The sequence below is a fragment of the Bacillus sp. S2(2024) genome (genome assembly GCF_050474045.1).
GTDB classification, from domain to species: Bacteria; Bacillota; Bacilli; order Bacillales; family Bacillaceae_G; genus Bacillus_A; species Bacillus_A yunxiaonensis.
Genome location: NZ_JBFLUS010000003.1, coordinates 1,253,452 through 1,270,106 on the forward strand (window position 1 = coordinate 1,253,452; position 16,655 = coordinate 1,270,106).

Genomic DNA, 16,655 nt, shown 5'->3' on the forward strand with positions numbered 1-16,655 from the left:
AATATAAGAAGGTCGCTATTCAATGATGAAAAGCGGCCTTTTTATATTGGTTTTATCCCGCATTAACGGGCAGTAAGACCCCAAAAGACTGAGAGAGAAGCGAGGAAGATAGGTGGGGGATAAAAAAACCTCCACTGCTGGAGGGTTTACTTTATATTTTTTCATAGAAAAATGTATCAAAGCGCTGTAAGTTATAGCGCTCCGGAGTTAAAATTTGCTCGGTGCTACCAACAAATAATACTCCGCCTTTCTTGAGGGAACGACTGAATTTTCCGTATATTTGTGTTCGTGCTTCCTCTGTAAAATAAATCATGACGTTTCGGCAAATAATTAAATCGAAATTTGTATCGAATGACTGCAATAATAAATCGTGTTGTTTAAATGTAACGAGTTGTTTTATATCAGGGTGAATGCTGTATTCTTCATTTTCTTTTATAAAATATGTTTGTTTCACAGCACTTGGCACTTCCTTTAAAGAACGATCGGAATATGTGCCGCGTTTTGCTTTTTCTAAAATATTTAAATCGAGATCAGTCGCATGAATTTCAAAACGATATTTTGATAGAATTTGCGAAAGAATGATAGATAACGTATATGGTTCTTCCCCAGCTGCACAAGCAGCGCTCCACATTTTTAATTTTCCGTTATTTTGCCCGATGAGCTTAGGTAATACTTTCGTTTCAAGGGCATCCCATCTTTCGCGATTGCGGTAAAATTCAGACACATTAATTGTTAAATGATCAATAAATGCGGTGAATAGATGGGAATTACTCTGTAGTTCACGAAGAAAGGGCATATAATTCTCATGACCCTTTCGCGTAATAAAAGAATCAATCCTTCTCCTCATCCTATCTTGTTTATATAATGAAATATCAATATTAAAATGTTGTTTAAACTGTGTAATGAAATAGGTATAGTCTTGTTCTAGCATTAGTATGACATAGGCACAATATTGTATATTGTGCCTTCCTCCTTTTGATGTGGTGTATTACATGATGCGAATTTTTTGTTCAAAACTTGTTTTAGCTTGTTTATCTTGTAGACCTGGTAAATCAAAAATAACGGCATTTGTGCCTGTTTCTTTTGCAACGTCCACTGGAATGACAGCTGTATGTTTGTCACCGTTATAAAAACAAAGTACTAAGTCTGTGTCTTCAATGATTTGTTTTACAAAAAACATATATTCCGAACGATAAACCGCTTCATTTGGATGATTAAAAGAAAAAAATTGTGCCCCTTGTGCTTTTAAATACGCTACGATGTCTTGAAATTCATCGGATAATGTTTGTAATGGTTGTAATGTGTATATGTATAAATTAGGAGCAAGACGCTCATTCTCAACAAAAAAACGAAGTACCTCATTTTCAATTGATTTATAGCATAGTACATAGATACGATGTTTATAAGCATATTCAGATAAAAAACTTTTAATTTCTGTTTGATCTAATGTTGTTAGTTGATTGGAACCACAAAGAAAGATATTCATAGATTAATGCCACCTCATCATAAATTGTAACATATCTCCTGCAAAAAATAACTGCAAATTATCGTTTGACAGGGTATAATTATTAATAAATAGATTTTACGATAAGCTAGTCAGGCGCTTGTGGGTATTTCATTGCCCATAAGTAGCGGAATAAAAACTTAAATAGGTGATACATATATGTTACGTTTTGTGCCCAGCAATCCAGTTTTATCGCACATGCCGCCTCAGTTACCAGCACAACAGGGAGCTAAGGAAACGCTGCGACCTGCTTTTTCGGATAAATTACATGCTGATCCGAAAAAAGAAAAAATACTCGAACAAATGGAGGCTCTTGTCGGTAATATCGGGGAAATAAAAGAAAAAATTGAACAAGAATTAACACTTGATAACATTATGGAATATAAAAGTACAGTGAAATCATTTTTGAATTTCTATGTAGATAATTTGATGCAGTATAAAGATGTATTAACGCGTCATCCACGTTATGGTTATTCGCAAAAATTGACGGTTGTCAAACAGGTCGAAAATGGACTGAATGACTTAGAAGACATTATGAATCTAGTCAATACGAAAACAGGACATTTAGAAATATTAGATCAAATTGGAGAAATTCACGGTTTAATTGTTAATTTAGTATTGTAAAAGGAGGGAAACAAAATGTATACAAACTTATATGAACAGCTTGTGAAAATGAAAGATACATATGAAACGATTGGTACGTTCGGAGAGAAAATATATGAATGTTTACAGCAGAAAAAGGTAGCAGATGTACAATCTTTGCATGTGAAGCAGCTTCAGTATATTGAACAGGCCAAACAGTTGTCCCTTCGCTTTCAAGAAATGGTAGAGAACGATTGTAAAGAAAAAGGGATGAATCCAATTAAAGTCCGTTCTTTATTTTCTTATTTTTCGAAAGAAGAAATTGAAAAAATGGAAGAAATACAAAAAACATTACTGTATTTAGAGGGAAATATAAAAACGATACTTTTGAAAAATCAATATTACTTAAACGTATTATTAAAAACTACGGAGAATATTGTGGATTCAGTTTCTGAATTCAATCTCGAAAGAAATCATAACTCACAAATTTTTATGAACGAGCTATTGTAGATAAGGGAGAAGTGAAGAAAAATGAGACTAACCGATTATAATACGTCGTTATCTGGGATGCTGGCGGCGCAATTAGGACTTCAAACGACGAAGCAAAATCTTTCAAACATACATACACCAGGATATGTTCGTCAAGTCGTGAATTATCGATCTGTTGGAGGAAGAAATGGAAATACACCGGAGCAGCAGATTGGTTACGGCGTACAGACTGTAAGTGTAGATCGTGTAACAGATGCAGTGAAGACACGTCAATACAATGAGCAGTTATCACAATTATCTTACTATTCATATAGAAATTCGACTTTATCGCAAGTTGAATCAATGGTAGGTTCTACAGGTGAAAATTCGTTATCGAGTTTAATGGATCAATTTTTTAATGGATTTCGTGAAGTGGCGAAAAATCCAGAACAACCTAATTACTATCATACGTTAATTGCCCAAACAAATAAGTTTACGAATCAACTGAATCGTCTTGCGCAAAACTTCGAGCAAGCAGAATTGCAAACAGGGACTGATGTAACGCAGCATGTGAACGAATTTAATCGATTGGCACGCAACTTAGCAGAGGCAAATCGAAAAATTGGTCAAGCCGGAGAACATGTACCAAACCAATTGCTTGATGAACGTGATCAAATTATTACGGAGATGTCGCAATATGCGAATATTGATGTGTCATATGAATCAATGAATCCGAATATCGCAAGTGTTAGAATTAATGGGGTGTTAGCTGTTAGCGGTCAAAATATAACTGGAGAAGGCGGAAGCCAAGATTCGTATCCATTGCAACTTATTTCAAATAATGGTGCATTATCTGTTCAAATCTCTGGGACAGAAATTCCGCTACAAGGCGCAATTCAGGCTGCTATTGATACGAAAAAAACAATTGCAGGATATAAAGGTCAGTTGAACGACTTAATGGTGTCTTTAAAAGACAAAGTAAATGGCATAACACAGCAAGATTTCTTTGTGGGAGATAGTGCAAAGAACATGAAGCTCAATCCCGATTTTGAACAAGATGTTACGAAAATGAAAATGTCTGTTGATACGGCGAATCAGCTAGCAGGACTAGGAGATCAGATGTATGCTGGGGGTCTTACATATAAGCAGTCATTAGATAAACAAATTGTTCAAGTTGCAACAGATACGAATGCGTCCGGGGCATATCAAACAATTCATGAAGATTTATTAAATGGAATTCAGCAAGAAAAAGCGAGTTTAGAAGGCGTTAATATGGATGAAGAAATGGTTAATTTGATGACATATCAAAAATACTTCGTTGCGAATTCAAAGGCAATTACCACAATAAATGAAGTGTTTGATAGTTTGTTTGCCATTATTAGATAGATAAAGTAAAACTTTCATCAGTGGAGGTCTTACTGCCCGCAAATAGCGGGAAGGAATTTTGATAACGATAAGGAAATGTCTTTTTCTTATCGTTATCGGAACTGATGGGGATTATATAGAAAAATAAAAATCCTGCTAAACGTTTGAGTGAAAGAGAGAGGGAGATTTTATGAGAGTATCAACATTTCAAAATGCCAATTGGGCAAAAAGTGAATTAATGCGTCTTAATTCTCAGCAAATGTATCATCGTAATCAAGTGGCATCGGGTAAAAAAAATATTCGCATGAGTGAAGATCCGCTTGCTGCAAGTAAATCCTTTGCTATTGAGCATTCTTTAGCGAATATTGGGCAAATGCAAAAAGATTTAGGAGACGCTAAAAATGTCTTAAAGCAAACAGAAAGCACATTGAAAGGTATGTATAGCTCATTATCACGAGTGAACGAACTTACAATTCAAGCATTAAACGGAACAAATGGACCGAATGAATTGAAAGCAATTGGAACAGAGGTAGATCAAATATTAAAACAAGTTGTGTATTTAGCAAATACAAAAGAACAAGGACGTTACATCTTTGGCGGGGAAGGTACAACACAGCCGCCATTTGCTGATGATGGTACATATCAAGGCGGAGCCAAAGACGTTACATGGACTTTGAATGATGGGTATGGAGTGAAGGTATTTCGAAATGGAGAAGACATGTTAACACCAACGATTCAAACGTTAGTAAAAATGAAAGATGCAATGTTAAGCGGTGATCAGAACGCATTACAACCGTTAATGCAGCAAAATAAAGATAACTTAGATAAAGTTTTAAATCGTACGACAGAAGTCGGTTCAACGATGAATACACTGGATTCATTTGACACAATATTAAATGAGCAAAACATGGCACTGCAAGAAAATAGAAAAGACATTGAAGATGTCGATTTAGCAGCAGCTATTTCCGATTTATCATATATTAATGCAACTTATGAAGCAACATTAAAAGCGGTAAGTACGATGAGTAAGATTAGTATTTTAGATTATATGTAAAAAATGAGGAGTGAGAGAGAATGGCAGGAACAATAACAGGTATTGGCGGAGGCCAACAAATTTGGAACCTTGGCAATAATATGATTGATACATCACAGCTCGTACAGCTTGAATTGCAAACGTTGGAAATGAGAAAATCGCCGTATAATACGCAAAAAAAATCATTAACAGATGAAAAGGCTGTGTATAGCAGCTTAAAAACACAATTTAGCCCATTTGCTCAAACGTTTAAAGATTTAGCTGCCTTTAAAGGGGGAGACAAAAAAGTTACCCTATCACAAGATGGGTACGTGAATATTCAGGCAGACGGGTCAGCAATTGGGGGAACGTTTAACATTGAAGTGACGGAATTAGCACAACGTCATCAAATTTCAAGCGGGTCAATTGCAGATATAAATGCGAAAATTGGCGTAGATGATACAATTAAAATTAATGGTACAGATCTAAAAATCACGGCCGATATGACATATAAAGATCTTATTAACAAGGTGAATAACGGAAGTTACGGTGTGTCAGCTTATACGTTAGGAGATAAAATTTTCATTTCCTCTACAAAAGAGGGGACATCTAGTGCAATTAAACTAACAGATGGAACTACGAACTTCTTAAAAAATAGTGGATTTTTAGGTGCGGACGGTGCAATTTTAAATGAAATAACTGTTCCTAAAAATGCTCAATACACGATTAATGGAATAACAGATACGAGCGAGTCTAACACAATAAGTAAACTTCCAGGTGTAACAATCCAGTTAGAGAAAGCGACACCGGTAAATACACAGATTACATTTACAGTAGCAGATTCTAACATAAAAGATTCTGTCGATATCATTAAAAAAATGGTTGCAGACTATAATAAAGGTGTTTCTGCAATGGACTTGTTCTCTGGGGAAAACGGCGCACTTCAAGGACAAACGGTTATGCAATCAATTCGAAAAGCGATGAATGATGCTGTGACATTTACGCAAAATGGAAAGTATTTATTCTCATTTGGTATTCAAGTGAATAAAGATGGAACGTTACAAGTAGATGAAACGAAGCTAACGAATGCGTTAAAAGAAGATCCAGCAGCAGCAAAACAGTTTTTCTTTGGAGTAGATGGCCTAGGAAAACAAATCGATCAAAAGCTTGATAAAATTTTTGGCGAGACAGGTACAATTGGAGAGCATGTACAAAGCATCGATAAACGAGTAACCGATTTAGACCGTAAAATTGCAGATATTGATAAGATAAATAAACAAAAACAAGACGCTATTGTTAAAAAATACTCGGATTTAGAAAAGCAATTAGCTATGCTAGATACTCAGTTGAAATCTATTCAAGCAATGACAAAGCAAAAGAGTAGTGATGAGTAAGAAAGAAAGATAGATAGAGGGAGTTAATCGTATGCAAGCGTGGCAAAGATATATGCAAAATGACATTATGACAAGTAACCCAATTAAAAATACAATTTTTGTTTATGAAAGATGTATTGTTGAGTTCCGTAAATTGGAAGAGTTATTAAAAGGTTTTAAGTTTCAAGAAGCAGATGAAGTATTAGATAAATTAGATCGTATTTTTGATGAATTAAAGATGCAGCTAAATCCGGACATTAGTAAAGACTTATATGACAATTTATATTCGTTATATGATTGGATTAGTAATCAAGTTCAAATGATGAAAATGATACGTGCATCGGCAAATATGGATGCGATCGTTCAAGTGTTACAAGATTTGATTGAAGGATACCGCGGAGTACTAGAAAATGAACAATAGGGTATATGAAGAATTTACGAACTGTTTTAATCGAGCAAATGATGTAATTGTATCTGAAGAGGAATTGGAGACGAGAATGAGAGAGTTTCATACATGGTTGTTAACACTAGATGAAACAATGCGTCTTCAAATAGCAAATGAAGTAATTCCGCTTCTTACAAAGGCCACAGAGCAAATTCGTTATAAGCAAAGTATTCTAGAAGAAATGATTGAAGTGAATGATGGCAGAATGAAAGCAAACTCATATTATGGCAAGTATTAACGATTTTCGCATCTAAAAGAAGAGCGATCGTATTCGAAAGGATCATCGCTTTTCTTTTGTGTTGCTTGCAAGAATGTAATTAGCATACGAAACCATATGTAGAAATGCAGAAGAAAGATTCATTTTTTAAAATTTTTAAAGAAAATATTGTGAAAATAAAAGAAAATGTTGAAAGATACATAATAAAATATTATTTTAATAAATGGATACATATAAAAAAGAGAATCAAAATATAAAAATGAAATGATAGAAGAGAGTGGGAGTATGCTAGATTTTGTAAGTAATGTCAATCGTTATATGGATTATTTAGTGACAAAGCGAAATACTGTTTCGAATAATATTTCAAATGCAAATACACCCGGATTTAAAGCACAAGATGTTGATTTTTCTGAGCAACTTGCAAATAGTAATGGACTGTATAAAAAAAATGAATTAGATTTACAAAAAAGTAGTCCACTCTATCAAACGAATCCAGTGCATTTACCTTTATCAAATGAAACAAATACATATGCAAAAATTCGAACAAACACTTTGTCTAATAAAGAAGATGGGAATAGTGTTGATGTGACAAAGGAAATGGTTGATCTTGTGAAAACGAATCAGTTATATGGCATATCTATTAATGCAATTAACACGCAATATACAATTGATCAAGCAGCTAGAGGACGTTAAGAAAAGAGGGAAAATACATGTTTCAGGCAATTAATGCCAGTGGTTCTGGATTAACAGCAGCAAAAAAATGGATGGAAGTTACTTCTGATAATATTGTCAATGCGAATACAACAAGTGGACCTGACGGAGGACCGTATCATCGCCGCAGCGTTGTGTTAGAACAAAATAATAGTTTTGCAAGTATGTTACAAGGAGAGCCGAATACAGGGGTAAGAATAGGTTCTATTGAAACGGATCCGAATGAGAATCTAATTTATGACCCTTCGCATCCACAAGCAAATGCACAAGGATATGTACGCTATCCAAATATTGATATGACAGCTGAAATGACAAATGTAATGGTTGCACAAAAAATGTACGAAGCAAATACAAGTGTATTTAATGCCAATAAAAAAATGCTCGATAAAGATTTAGAAATTGGACGAGGTTAAGAGGGCGAAAGGAAGAGGAAATATGCGAATTCAACCACTTAGTAATGCACAATCATTTAGCGGTATTCAACCAATCACAGCACAAAAAAATTCTTCAACTCCAGTGGAAGGTAAACAGTTTATCGATTTATTAGAAGAGATGAATCAAACGCAAAACAACGCACAAACAGCAGTATACGATTTGCTTACAAAAGGTGTGGGCAATACAAATGATGTGCTCATTCAGCAAAAAAAAGCAGAATCGCAAATGAAAACAGCAGCTGTTGTGAGAGATAATCTGATTGAAAATTATAAACAGCTTATGAATATGCAAATTTAGAAATATGGACGGATGTGTGTGAAATGGAAAAAATAAAAGGCGTTTTCCAATCGTTAAAAATGTGGCATAAGATGGTGATTGGAGCTGCTGTTTTAGCCATTGTTACAGCTGGATTGCTATATTACACTTTGCCTGATAAGTATGTCGTTGTTTATCAAAATTTAAGTGATAAAGATAAACAAGATATTACAGTTGAACTATCGAAGCTAGGAGTGGACTATAAGCTTAATCAAGATGGATCGATTGGCGTATTAAAGAAAGATGCCGCTTGGGTTCGTAATGATATGACAGGAAAAGGCTTACCATTCAACTCTAAAAGCGGGGAAGATATATTGCTTGACAGTTCTCTTGGCTCTAGTGAGCAAGATAAACAAATGAAGCAGCTCGTTGGAACGAAGAAGCAATTGGAACAAGATATTGTAAGAAACTTTGCAACAATTGAAAGTGCAAATGTACAAATTACATTGCCGGAAAAAGAGACAATTTTTGATGCAGAAAAAGCAAAAGGAACAGCAGCTGTAACAGTTGGGGTAAAAAGAGGCCAAACGTTAACAGAAGATCAAATCTTGGGAATCCAGTCTATGATTAGCGCGGCTGTCCCTGGTGTAAAAGCAGAAGAAGTAAGCATTATTGATAGTCAGAAAGGTATTATTTCAAAAGGTGCAAATGAATCTCATAACGCAGGTTCATCTTCTTACGAAAAAGAACTAGAACTACAAAATAAAATAGAAGACAAATTAAAGCAAGACATCGACTCTACATTAATCACAATGTTTAAGCCAGATGAATTTAAAGTAAACACAAAAGTAACAGTGAATTATGATGAAGTGACAAGACAGTCTGAAAAATATGGCGATAAAGGTGTGCTGCGCAGTAAACAAGAGCAACAAGATAAATCGACAGCACAAGATGGCACATCGGGTCAGCAAAGTGCTGGGATTACTGCAAACGGTCAAGTTCCAAATTACGGAAATGGCAATAACCAAAATGGAAAAGTGATATACAATCAAGATAATAGCAATAAAATTGAAAACTATGAAATTGATAAAACAGTTGAAACGGTGAAAAAACATCCTGAATTAACAAAAACGAATATTGTTGTTTGGGTTGATAATTCAACATTAGCAAAACGAAATGTTGACATAAATGCCTTTAAACAAGCGATTGCAACAGCTGCAGGACTACAGGTAGATCAAAATGGTAATTTTACGAACGGTCAAGTGAATATTGTTACCGTTCAATTTGATCAACCGAAGAAAGCAGAAACGAAAGCTGCTCCAGCAAGCAACTTTAATTGGTGGATTATTGGAGGTGCGCTAGCAGGCTTATTAGTACTAGGCGGTGCTCTATGGTATTTCTTAGCGAAGCGAAAGAAGAAAGAGGAAGAAGGGTTTATTTCAGATTTTGATTCGGCAGCGGGAGAAGAAATAGCAGCAGCGGAAGAAGATATGATCGTGCAGTCAGAGAAGGTAGAGGAACCAGAATCGACAGAGCCTACATTAGATGAACAAGTACATCAAGTGACAAGAGAATATACAGAAGGTACTGCCAAAGTAATTAAAAAATGGTTAAACGGACAGTGAGGGACATAAGTGATGATAGAAGGAATCTCTTCAAAAGAAAAAGCTGCCATACTTGTTCGGATGTTGGAAGAAGATGTGGCAACAAAAGTCATTGAATATATGAATGAAGAGGAAAAAGAAGTATTATTACGGGAAATTGCCAAGTTTCGTATATATAAACCAGAAACGTTGGAAAATGTATTAGGAGAATTTTTGTATGAATTAAATGTCAAAGAATTAAATTTAGTTATGCCAGATAAAGAATATATTCGTCGTATTTTCAAAAATATGCCGGAAGAAGAGCTTGAGAAACTGTTAGAAGATTTATGGTATAACAAAGACAATCCGTTTGAGTTCCTTAACTCGCTTACGGATTTAGAGCCGTTGCTAACGGTTCTAAACGATGAATCGCCACAGACAATTGCGATTATTGCATCGTATATTAAGCCGCAGCTTGCTTCAAGATTAATTGAAAGATTACCAGATCATAAACGAGTTGAAACGGTTATGGGGATTGCAAAGCTTGAGCAAGTTGATAGTGAACTTATTAATCAAATAGGTGATTTATTAAAATCGAAGCTAAATAATATAGCGTTTAGCGCGATTAATAAAACAGACGGCCTAAAAACGATTGTTAACATCTTAAATAATGTTTCTCGCGGTGTAGAGAAAACGGTATTTGAAAAACTTGATGAAATTGACTATGAACTATCTGAAAAGATTAAAGAAAATATGTTTGTCTTTGAAGACTTACTTCGTCTTGACGATTTAGCATTGCGTCGTGTGTTAGAAGAAATTGCTGATAATGGTCTCATTGCAAAAGCACTTAAAATTGCAAAAGAAGAAATTAAAGAGAAACTGTTTACCTGTATGTCTAGTAACCGTAAAGATATGATTATGGAAGAGCTAGATGGTCTTGGTCCATTGAAAATGACAGATGCTGAAAAAGCACAACAAACGATTACAAGTACTGTGAAAAAACTAGAAAAAGAAGGTCGCATTGTTGTTCAAAGAGGTGAAGAAGATGTCCTTATTTAAAAACAGAATTCCGAAGAATTCTGTTTCTTTTTCTCATGAATCGTATGAGTTACAATTTCCGCAGCAAATAATTTTGTCAGAGGAAAATTCGGAAGAAGTAACGGAAATAAATGCGGCTAAGGCGAAATTATTTGCAAGGCAGGAAGAGTTGCAATTACAAATGATGAAGCTCCAGCAAATAGAAGAAGAAGTAAAGCAGGAGAAACTCAGACTTCAGCAAGAACGAGAACAATTCAGTTTGTTACAAGAAGAGCATCGAAAGCAAATAGAAGCAGATCGCGGTGCTCTTTTTGAAGAACAAAAAGAGATGGCAGTTGAATGGTCAGAATTGCTTTGGGACCAATCATTGCAATTAGCCGAAAAGATTGTGAATCAAGCTATTGATTTGCGACAACTTGAGTTATTACCAATTTTAAAAGGTATCGTTCAAACATTGCCAACATCGTTTGAGAAGCTTATGATTACAGTTCACCCGGAAACGTTTGAAAGAATTGAACAAGAAAAAGCTGCAGCGAAAGAATATTGGCTTCTTGAACTTGTTGAGTGGAAATACGATTTCTCTTTACAATTTGGTGAATTTATTTTAGAGGAAGAAAAAGAGTTTTTCGAATTTAAATTCAAGCCAATTTTTGAAAAGCTTCGTGAGCAATGGGAAGAGCAACAATTATTTGAGGGGCAAACAGTATGAAAGAGCGGCTTGTAAAAGAAAACGAAAAATGGAATGCCTTTATGGAAACACCATTTTATATAAAAAAGGGAAAAGTGCATAGCGTACAAGAACAATTTTTCGTTGCAAAAGGACCGAAAGCAAAGATTGGCGATGTATGTCTCGTTGGAGAACATAACGTATTATGTGAAGTCATTGCGATTGAAAAAGAAAACAATATGCTTCTTCCGTTCGAGCAAACAGAAAAGGTATGTTACGGTGACGCTGTTACGCTCATTAGTGAGGACGCTCTCGTACCGCGCGGTGAGTACTTGCTTGGTAAAGTGTTAAGCGCAAATGGTAAAATTTTAAATGAACAGGAAACGAATGTACCGCTTCAAAAAATAAAGCTTGATGCACCGCCAATTCATGCTTTTGAACGTGAAGAGATTACGGAAGTATTTGAGACTGGCATTAAATCCATTGATGGGATGCTCACAATTGGTATTGGACAAAAAATCGGGATTTTTGCAGGGTCAGGTGTCGGGAAATCAACACTTCTCGGTATGATTGCGAAAAATGCAAACGCAGATATTAATGTCATTAGTTTAGTCGGTGAACGCGGACGTGAAGTAAAAGATTTTATTCGAAAAGAATTAGGTGAAGAAGGCATGAAGAAAAGCGTTGTCGTAGTGGCAACGTCTGACGAAAGCCATCTTATGCAACTTCGTGCTGCAAAATTAGCAACCTCGATTGCAGAATACTTTCGTGATCAAGGGAACAATGTCCTTTTAATGATGGACTCTGTCACTCGTTTTGCTGATGCAAGAAGAAGTGTTGATATTGCCGTAAAGGAATTACCGATTGGCGGGAAAACATTGTTAATGGAAAGTTATATGAAGAAATTACTTGAGCGTTCTGGAAAAACAAAAAAGGGCTCTATTACTGGTATTTATACGGTTCTTGTCGACGGCGATGATTTAAACGGTCCGATACCAGACTTAGCACGTGGTATTTTGGATGGGCATATTGTATTAAAGCGTGATTTAGCTACGTTAAATCATTATCCAGCTATTTCTGTATTAGATTCTGTAAGTCGGATTATGGAAGAGATTGTTACGCCGAAACATTGGCAGCTTGCGAATGAAATAAGAAAGACGTTATCCATTTATAAAGAAAATGAATTGTACTTTAAACTGGGCACAATTCAAGAAAATGAAGAGAATGCGTATATTTTTGCATGTAAAAATAAAATAGATGATATTCATACATTTTTAAAACAAGGTCGGACGGACAGCTATCGTTTTGCCGATATCATTCAGCATATGTATAGCGTTGTGTAAAGGCCTCAATATAGAGGCCTTTTAATTATGTGTTATAATTATATATTAGAATATTTCACAGATTTTTTTGTAAAAAAACTATATAATAGAAAAAAGGAAAGGTATAATAGAGAGGGGGTTACAAAAGCAGGTGAATGCAAAACAGTATAAAATAATCAAGCTACAAATGAATCAAGAAAAAGAACAAATTTTAAAAGAAGTATACGAATTAACAACAGAAAAACGAAAAATAGAAGAAAAAAAAATGCACGATTTGTATGTATTCCAATCGCGTAGTAAAGTTATGAAAATAAACGAACGTATCCATATTGGTATGTTATCCTCTCATACGTTTTCGCCTGAAAGAATAGAGGAATGGAATCGAAAAATAAAAAAAATTGAAGAATTTATTCAAAAAAATGAAAGTCTTTTAGAGCAAATAAAAGAGAAAGAACGCGTGATTGATGAAATGTTTCAGAAAGATTGTCAGAAGCTAGCAAAAGCACAAGAGAAACGCGAGGAAAAAATGTTGCTCGATTTAAGAATGTGTATGAATGGGTGAGGAGGATTCGATGATAGGAAATGTGCTGCCGGTGCAGCTGAATGTGCCTCAGCGAAAAGACAAGCAGCTTGAGTTACAATCGAAGGAAGAACAGACTTCTTTTTCAGAGAAAATGAATGAGAAAGTGGTGAAGGAGCAAAAACCGCAAAAGATAGAAAAAAATGAAGTGCCGAAAGAAATACAGCAAAGCGCTCAGCAAAGAAATAAAATGAATAAAAAAGAATCGTTTGTTCCAAAGGAAGAAACGGAAGAAAAAAAAGAGATAGAAGAATTATTAGTAGCGATTTCAGGACAAATGTTTTCGATTGCGCAATTACATGCACAACCAGAATTGTTATATCAATACATACAAAAAATACAAGAACTATATAAAACATACGGAAATATGAAATTAAATGAATTGCCGCCAACGGAATTGCAACAACTTGTTGCTTTTTTAAAAGACTTCAATATTGAAAATACAATATGTTTAGAAGATACAATGCAAGTAACGTTAGAAAAATTAGCAGCTCCTGAAAAAATGATGGAACTTGCAAAAGCTGTTCAAAGCGAAACTTTTGATTTAAGTAAGAAAGATATATTGGAAGAAGCAACAATAGCACAGAAGAAAGCTATATCTCAAGAGGTAACCGTAGCAGGGGAGAAAAATATATCCCAAGAAGCGACAATAGCAATAAAGAAAAATGTACCTGAAGAAACAATAACAGCAATAAAGAAAGAGAATCAAGGGAAACTGATAGAATTAGGGGATACGGACGTCCAGCTTACGGCTGGAGAGCAGCATGTAAAACCTATTCTTTTAGGAAATGATCAAGTGGTGAAGGAAACTATACCAACACAAAAAGTAGCACTTCCTGACTTAGGAAAGCACATGGAGGCACAAGTTGCAGAGTTGCAAAAATTTGTTGTGAAACAAGAGCGTGTTCTCTTTCAGTTAAATCCAGAAAAGCTTGGTACATTAACGGTTTATATGAAGAAGCAAGGGGATCAAATCCAGGTTCATGTTGAAATGGATAAACATGAGGTGAAAAAGAAAGTAGAAATCATCTTTGATGAATTAAAAAATAAATTAAGAGATAAAGAGATTCATATTGAATTAAGTTATACAGATAAAGAACAAAAACGTGAGCAGCATGAAAGAGAGCAGCCACATAAGCAAAAACAAATGGCTGCAAAGGAAGAACAGAAAGCAGAGCAAGACTTTGCTGGGTTATTGGAGGAATAAAAAGTGCCAAACGTTGGATTAAATACAACAAATACAAATCATATCCCGGTAGGGCAAACACAGCAGGTGCAGACTCAAAATGGAACCACGGGAGTGAGTCAGCAAAAAACGCCTGGAGTTATGGGGAAAGATGACTTTTTAAAGCTCTTTTTAACAAGTTTACAATACCAAGATCCAATGAATGCAATGGATATGAATCAAATGATGAGTCAAATGTCGCAAATGTCACTTATGGAGCAAGTACAAAATATGACAAAAGCGGTGGATTCATTACGAGACACAATGTATACAACAGCACTAGATGGCGGTATGAAATTTTTAGGTAAATATGTAAGAGGAGTAGACAGCGATGGGAAAGAAGTTGAAGGCACTGTTGATGTCGTCCGTCTTGCAGCAAATAATGATGTCCAGCTTGTAATAGGGGATAAGCTCGTGTCGCTTCGCTTTGTTGAAAGTGTATCAGATAAAAAAATAGAGAAACCAGAAGATAAACCAGAAGATAAACCAGAAGTTAAGCCGAATACGGAAGAACCAAAAACAACGGTATAAGGAGTGTACAAGAAATATGATTAAAGCATTATATACAAGTATTACAGGAATGAATGCAATGCAAAATGCATTAAGTATTACATCAAATAATATTGCCAATGCACAAACAGTTGGGTATAAAAAACAAAAAGCTGTTTTTGATGATTTATTATATAATAATACAATTGGCTCAAGAGGCGATGCAAACTATGCTGGTACTAATCCAAAAAGTATTGGTAATGGTGTGAAATTAAGTGGTACATATACGGATTATAGTGATGGATCAATTACATTAACAGGTGGAAAAACACAAACAGCAATAGAAGGAAACGGATTTTTTGTCTTAGGTGATTCGCGAGGCGGTAATGTACAATACACACGTAAAGGTACATTCGGGATATCTGAAGATTACTATATTACAAATTCTGAAGGGCAATATGTACTTGCATATCCTACAAAAGCTGGTACAGATGAAATTGATTTTTCTGGTTCACCGCAACCAATTCGAATTCCGATGGGAACAGCAGTTGGAGGAGTCCGTTCCGATAAGGCGACAATGGGGGGGAATATTCCAAGAGATCCGCAACAAATCACGCAAGACTTTCCAGTTTCTGATGCGGAAGGGAATTCGTTGACGATGCGTGTAGAGATGACACCAGGCAAAGATGCACAAGGGAAGCTGGATGGATCATATACATATAGAGTATTAGTGAATGATCCGAAAGATAAACAAAATTTTAAAGAACTAGTTAATAATAAAAAACTTACATTTGATAATTTAGGTGAATTATCAGCAATAGATGGTGCAGCAGTACAGCGTGATCCAGTTACTAATAAAATTACAAATGGTACAGTGAATATTCCGTTTGGTGCTGGCTTAGATTTAGATTTAAGTGGTCTCACAAATTATCCAACTGACAAAACATTGGCTACAACAAATATTACAGGACGTCCTGCAACAACAGTGAAAGATTGTATGATCTCTGATGGCGGTTATGTAATGGTGAAATATGCGGACGGAAGTTCGAGAGCTGCGGGACAACTTGCAGTAGCAATGTTCCCAAATGAAGGGGGACTCATGAAAACAGGAAATGGAAATTATGAAGCAACAACATCCGCTGGTAACCCTTCTTTAGGTGTTTCTGGACAAAATGGATCTGGTAAAGTTCGCGGAGGTGCACAAGAAGGGTCTAACGTTGACTTATCTGTAGAATTTGTTGACTTAATGCTTTACCAACGTGGGTTCCAAGGTAATGCAAAAGTAATTAAAGTAGCAGATGATGTGTTAAACGAGATTGTTAACTTAATTCGATGATAAGTAAGAAAGGTGTAGTCTCTATTATATGGGGCTGCATCTTCTTCT

Annotated in this window: 20 protein-coding genes; 18 read left to right on the forward strand and 2 right to left on the reverse strand. The window is 35.3% G+C overall.

What is annotated here, in order from left to right:
* Positions 1-151 precede the first annotated feature (151 nt).
* Both AB1284_RS06405 and AB1284_RS06410 read right to left on the reverse strand, forming a co-directional pair.
* Positions 152-931, reverse strand: coding sequence for a CheR family methyltransferase (locus AB1284_RS06405; RefSeq protein WP_429750782.1), 780 nt, complete (start codon positions 929-931; stop codon positions 152-154).
* Between the two features lie 57 nt (positions 932-988).
* Positions 989-1,486 carry a flagellar motor switch protein FliG gene (locus AB1284_RS06410; RefSeq protein ID WP_429750781.1) on the reverse strand — a complete coding sequence of 166 codons (498 nt, stop codon included), beginning with the start codon at positions 1,484-1,486 and terminating at the stop codon, positions 989-991.
* Positions 1,487-1,663: 177 nt separating this feature from the next.
* Here AB1284_RS06410 and AB1284_RS06415 point away from each other — a divergent pair, with 177 nt between their 5' ends.
* From AB1284_RS06415 to flgE, 18 genes are all read left to right on the forward strand, one after another.
* Positions 1,664-2,128, forward strand: a complete 465-nt coding sequence (locus AB1284_RS06415) for a YaaR family protein (protein ID WP_429750779.1) — start codon at positions 1,664-1,666, stop codon at positions 2,126-2,128.
* Between the two features lie 15 nt (positions 2,129-2,143).
* Positions 2,144-2,596, forward strand: a complete 453-nt coding sequence (locus AB1284_RS06420) for a hypothetical protein (protein WP_429750777.1) — start codon at positions 2,144-2,146, stop codon at positions 2,594-2,596.
* Between the two features lie 21 nt (positions 2,597-2,617).
* Positions 2,618-3,940, forward strand: a complete 1,323-nt coding sequence (gene flgK / locus AB1284_RS06425) for a flagellar hook-associated protein FlgK (RefSeq protein WP_429750776.1) — start codon at positions 2,618-2,620, stop codon at positions 3,938-3,940.
* A 169-nt stretch (positions 3,941-4,109) separates the two neighbouring features.
* A complete protein-coding gene (locus AB1284_RS06430) occupies positions 4,110-4,973 on the forward strand; it encodes a flagellar hook-associated protein 3 (RefSeq protein WP_429750775.1) in 864 nt (287 codons plus the stop codon).
* A 20-nt stretch (positions 4,974-4,993) separates the two neighbouring features.
* Positions 4,994-6,325 carry a flagellar hook-associated protein 2 gene (locus tag AB1284_RS06435; RefSeq protein ID WP_429750774.1) on the forward strand — a complete coding sequence of 444 codons (1,332 nt, stop codon included), beginning with the start codon at positions 4,994-4,996 and terminating at the stop codon, positions 6,323-6,325.
* Positions 6,326-6,356: 31 nt separating this feature from the next.
* Positions 6,357-6,725, forward strand: a complete 369-nt coding sequence (gene fliS / locus AB1284_RS06440) for a flagellar export chaperone FliS (protein ID WP_429750772.1) — start codon at positions 6,357-6,359, stop codon at positions 6,723-6,725.
* On the forward strand, positions 6,715-6,987 hold the full coding sequence (locus AB1284_RS06445) for a flagellar biosynthesis protein FlgG (protein WP_429750771.1): 273 nt from the start codon (positions 6,715-6,717) through the stop codon (positions 6,985-6,987). Before fliS ends, AB1284_RS06445 begins: the two co-directional genes overlap by 11 nt.
* Positions 6,988-7,230: 243 nt before the next feature.
* Positions 7,231-7,659 carry a flagellar basal body rod protein FlgB gene (gene flgB / locus AB1284_RS06450; RefSeq protein ID WP_429750769.1) on the forward strand — a complete coding sequence of 143 codons (429 nt, stop codon included), beginning with the start codon at positions 7,231-7,233 and terminating at the stop codon, positions 7,657-7,659.
* Positions 7,660-7,676: 17 nt separating this feature from the next.
* Positions 7,677-8,090, forward strand: a complete 414-nt coding sequence (gene flgC, locus AB1284_RS06455) for a flagellar basal body rod protein FlgC (protein WP_429750767.1) — start codon at positions 7,677-7,679, stop codon at positions 8,088-8,090.
* 22 nt (positions 8,091-8,112) lie between these two features.
* Positions 8,113-8,409, forward strand: coding sequence for a flagellar hook-basal body complex protein FliE (gene fliE / locus AB1284_RS06460; RefSeq protein ID WP_429750765.1), 297 nt, complete (start codon positions 8,113-8,115; stop codon positions 8,407-8,409).
* A 23-nt stretch (positions 8,410-8,432) separates the two neighbouring features.
* Complete coding sequence (fliF, locus tag AB1284_RS06465) at positions 8,433-9,992, forward strand: flagellar basal-body MS-ring/collar protein FliF (protein WP_429750763.1); 1,560 nt, start codon at positions 8,433-8,435, stop codon at positions 9,990-9,992.
* Between the two features lie 12 nt (positions 9,993-10,004).
* On the forward strand, positions 10,005-11,009 hold the full coding sequence (fliG, locus tag AB1284_RS06470; RefSeq protein WP_429750762.1) for a flagellar motor switch protein FliG: 1,005 nt from the start codon (positions 10,005-10,007) through the stop codon (positions 11,007-11,009).
* Entirely contained in the window at positions 10,996-11,697 is a 702-nt protein-coding gene (locus AB1284_RS06475) for a FliH/SctL family protein (protein WP_429750760.1), read from the forward strand. Before fliG ends, AB1284_RS06475 begins: the two co-directional genes overlap by 14 nt.
* Complete coding sequence (locus AB1284_RS06480) at positions 11,694-12,998, forward strand: flagellar protein export ATPase FliI (protein WP_429750758.1); 1,305 nt, start codon at positions 11,694-11,696, stop codon at positions 12,996-12,998. Before AB1284_RS06475 ends, AB1284_RS06480 begins: the two co-directional genes overlap by 4 nt.
* 166 nt (positions 12,999-13,164) lie before the next feature.
* Positions 13,165-13,539: a cytoplasmic protein gene (locus AB1284_RS06485; protein ID WP_429754341.1), complete on the forward strand. Its 375-nt coding sequence runs from the start codon at positions 13,165-13,167 to the stop codon at positions 13,537-13,539.
* A gap of 10 nt (positions 13,540-13,549) precedes the next feature.
* A complete protein-coding gene (locus tag AB1284_RS06490) occupies positions 13,550-14,764 on the forward strand; it encodes a flagellar hook-length control protein FliK (RefSeq protein WP_429750757.1) in 1,215 nt (404 codons plus the stop codon).
* Between the two features lie 3 nt (positions 14,765-14,767).
* Positions 14,768-15,313: a flagellar hook capping FlgD N-terminal domain-containing protein gene (locus tag AB1284_RS06495; RefSeq protein WP_429750755.1), complete on the forward strand. Its 546-nt coding sequence runs from the start codon at positions 14,768-14,770 to the stop codon at positions 15,311-15,313.
* 16 nt (positions 15,314-15,329) lie between these two features.
* Positions 15,330-16,607 (forward strand): flagellar hook protein FlgE, encoded by a 1,278-nt coding sequence (gene flgE, locus AB1284_RS06500; protein ID WP_429750754.1) that lies wholly within the window; start codon positions 15,330-15,332, stop codon positions 16,605-16,607.
* Positions 16,608-16,655 lie beyond the last annotated feature (48 nt).

What these genes read in the sequence shown, in the direction of transcription:
- flgE (WP_429750754.1), top strand. Translation starts at nt 15,330, where the DNA reads ATGATTAAAGCATTATATACAAGTATTACAGGAATGAATGCAATGCAA.
- AB1284_RS06405 (WP_429750782.1), bottom strand. Translation starts at nt 931, where the DNA reads ATGCTAGAACAAGACTATACCTATTTCATTACACAGTTTAAACAACAT.
- AB1284_RS06480 (WP_429750758.1), top strand. Translation starts at nt 11,694, where the DNA reads ATGAAAGAGCGGCTTGTAAAAGAAAACGAAAAATGGAATGCCTTTATG.
- flgB (WP_429750769.1), top strand. Translation starts at nt 7,231, where the DNA reads ATGATAGAAGAGAGTGGGAGTATGCTAGATTTTGTAAGTAATGTCAAT.
- AB1284_RS06435 (WP_429750774.1), top strand. Translation starts at nt 4,994, where the DNA reads ATGGCAGGAACAATAACAGGTATTGGCGGAGGCCAACAAATTTGGAAC.
- fliG (WP_429750762.1), top strand. Translation starts at nt 10,005, where the DNA reads ATGATAGAAGGAATCTCTTCAAAAGAAAAAGCTGCCATACTTGTTCGG.
- flgC (WP_429750767.1), top strand. Translation starts at nt 7,677, where the DNA reads ATGTTTCAGGCAATTAATGCCAGTGGTTCTGGATTAACAGCAGCAAAA.
- AB1284_RS06475 (WP_429750760.1), top strand. Translation starts at nt 10,996, where the DNA reads ATGTCCTTATTTAAAAACAGAATTCCGAAGAATTCTGTTTCTTTTTCT.
- AB1284_RS06410 (WP_429750781.1), bottom strand. Translation starts at nt 1,486, where the DNA reads ATGAATATCTTTCTTTGTGGTTCCAATCAACTAACAACATTAGATCAA.
- fliE (WP_429750765.1), top strand. Translation starts at nt 8,113, where the DNA reads ATGCGAATTCAACCACTTAGTAATGCACAATCATTTAGCGGTATTCAA.
- fliS (WP_429750772.1), top strand. Translation starts at nt 6,357, where the DNA reads ATGCAAGCGTGGCAAAGATATATGCAAAATGACATTATGACAAGTAAC.
- AB1284_RS06430 (WP_429750775.1), top strand. Translation starts at nt 4,110, where the DNA reads ATGAGAGTATCAACATTTCAAAATGCCAATTGGGCAAAAAGTGAATTA.
- flgK (WP_429750776.1), top strand. Translation starts at nt 2,618, where the DNA reads ATGAGACTAACCGATTATAATACGTCGTTATCTGGGATGCTGGCGGCG.
- AB1284_RS06485 (WP_429754341.1), top strand. Translation starts at nt 13,165, where the DNA reads ATGAATCAAGAAAAAGAACAAATTTTAAAAGAAGTATACGAATTAACA.
- AB1284_RS06490 (WP_429750757.1), top strand. Translation starts at nt 13,550, where the DNA reads ATGATAGGAAATGTGCTGCCGGTGCAGCTGAATGTGCCTCAGCGAAAA.
- AB1284_RS06420 (WP_429750777.1), top strand. Translation starts at nt 2,144, where the DNA reads ATGTATACAAACTTATATGAACAGCTTGTGAAAATGAAAGATACATAT.
- fliF (WP_429750763.1), top strand. Translation starts at nt 8,433, where the DNA reads ATGGAAAAAATAAAAGGCGTTTTCCAATCGTTAAAAATGTGGCATAAG.
- AB1284_RS06415 (WP_429750779.1), top strand. Translation starts at nt 1,664, where the DNA reads ATGTTACGTTTTGTGCCCAGCAATCCAGTTTTATCGCACATGCCGCCT.
- AB1284_RS06445 (WP_429750771.1), top strand. Translation starts at nt 6,715, where the DNA reads ATGAACAATAGGGTATATGAAGAATTTACGAACTGTTTTAATCGAGCA.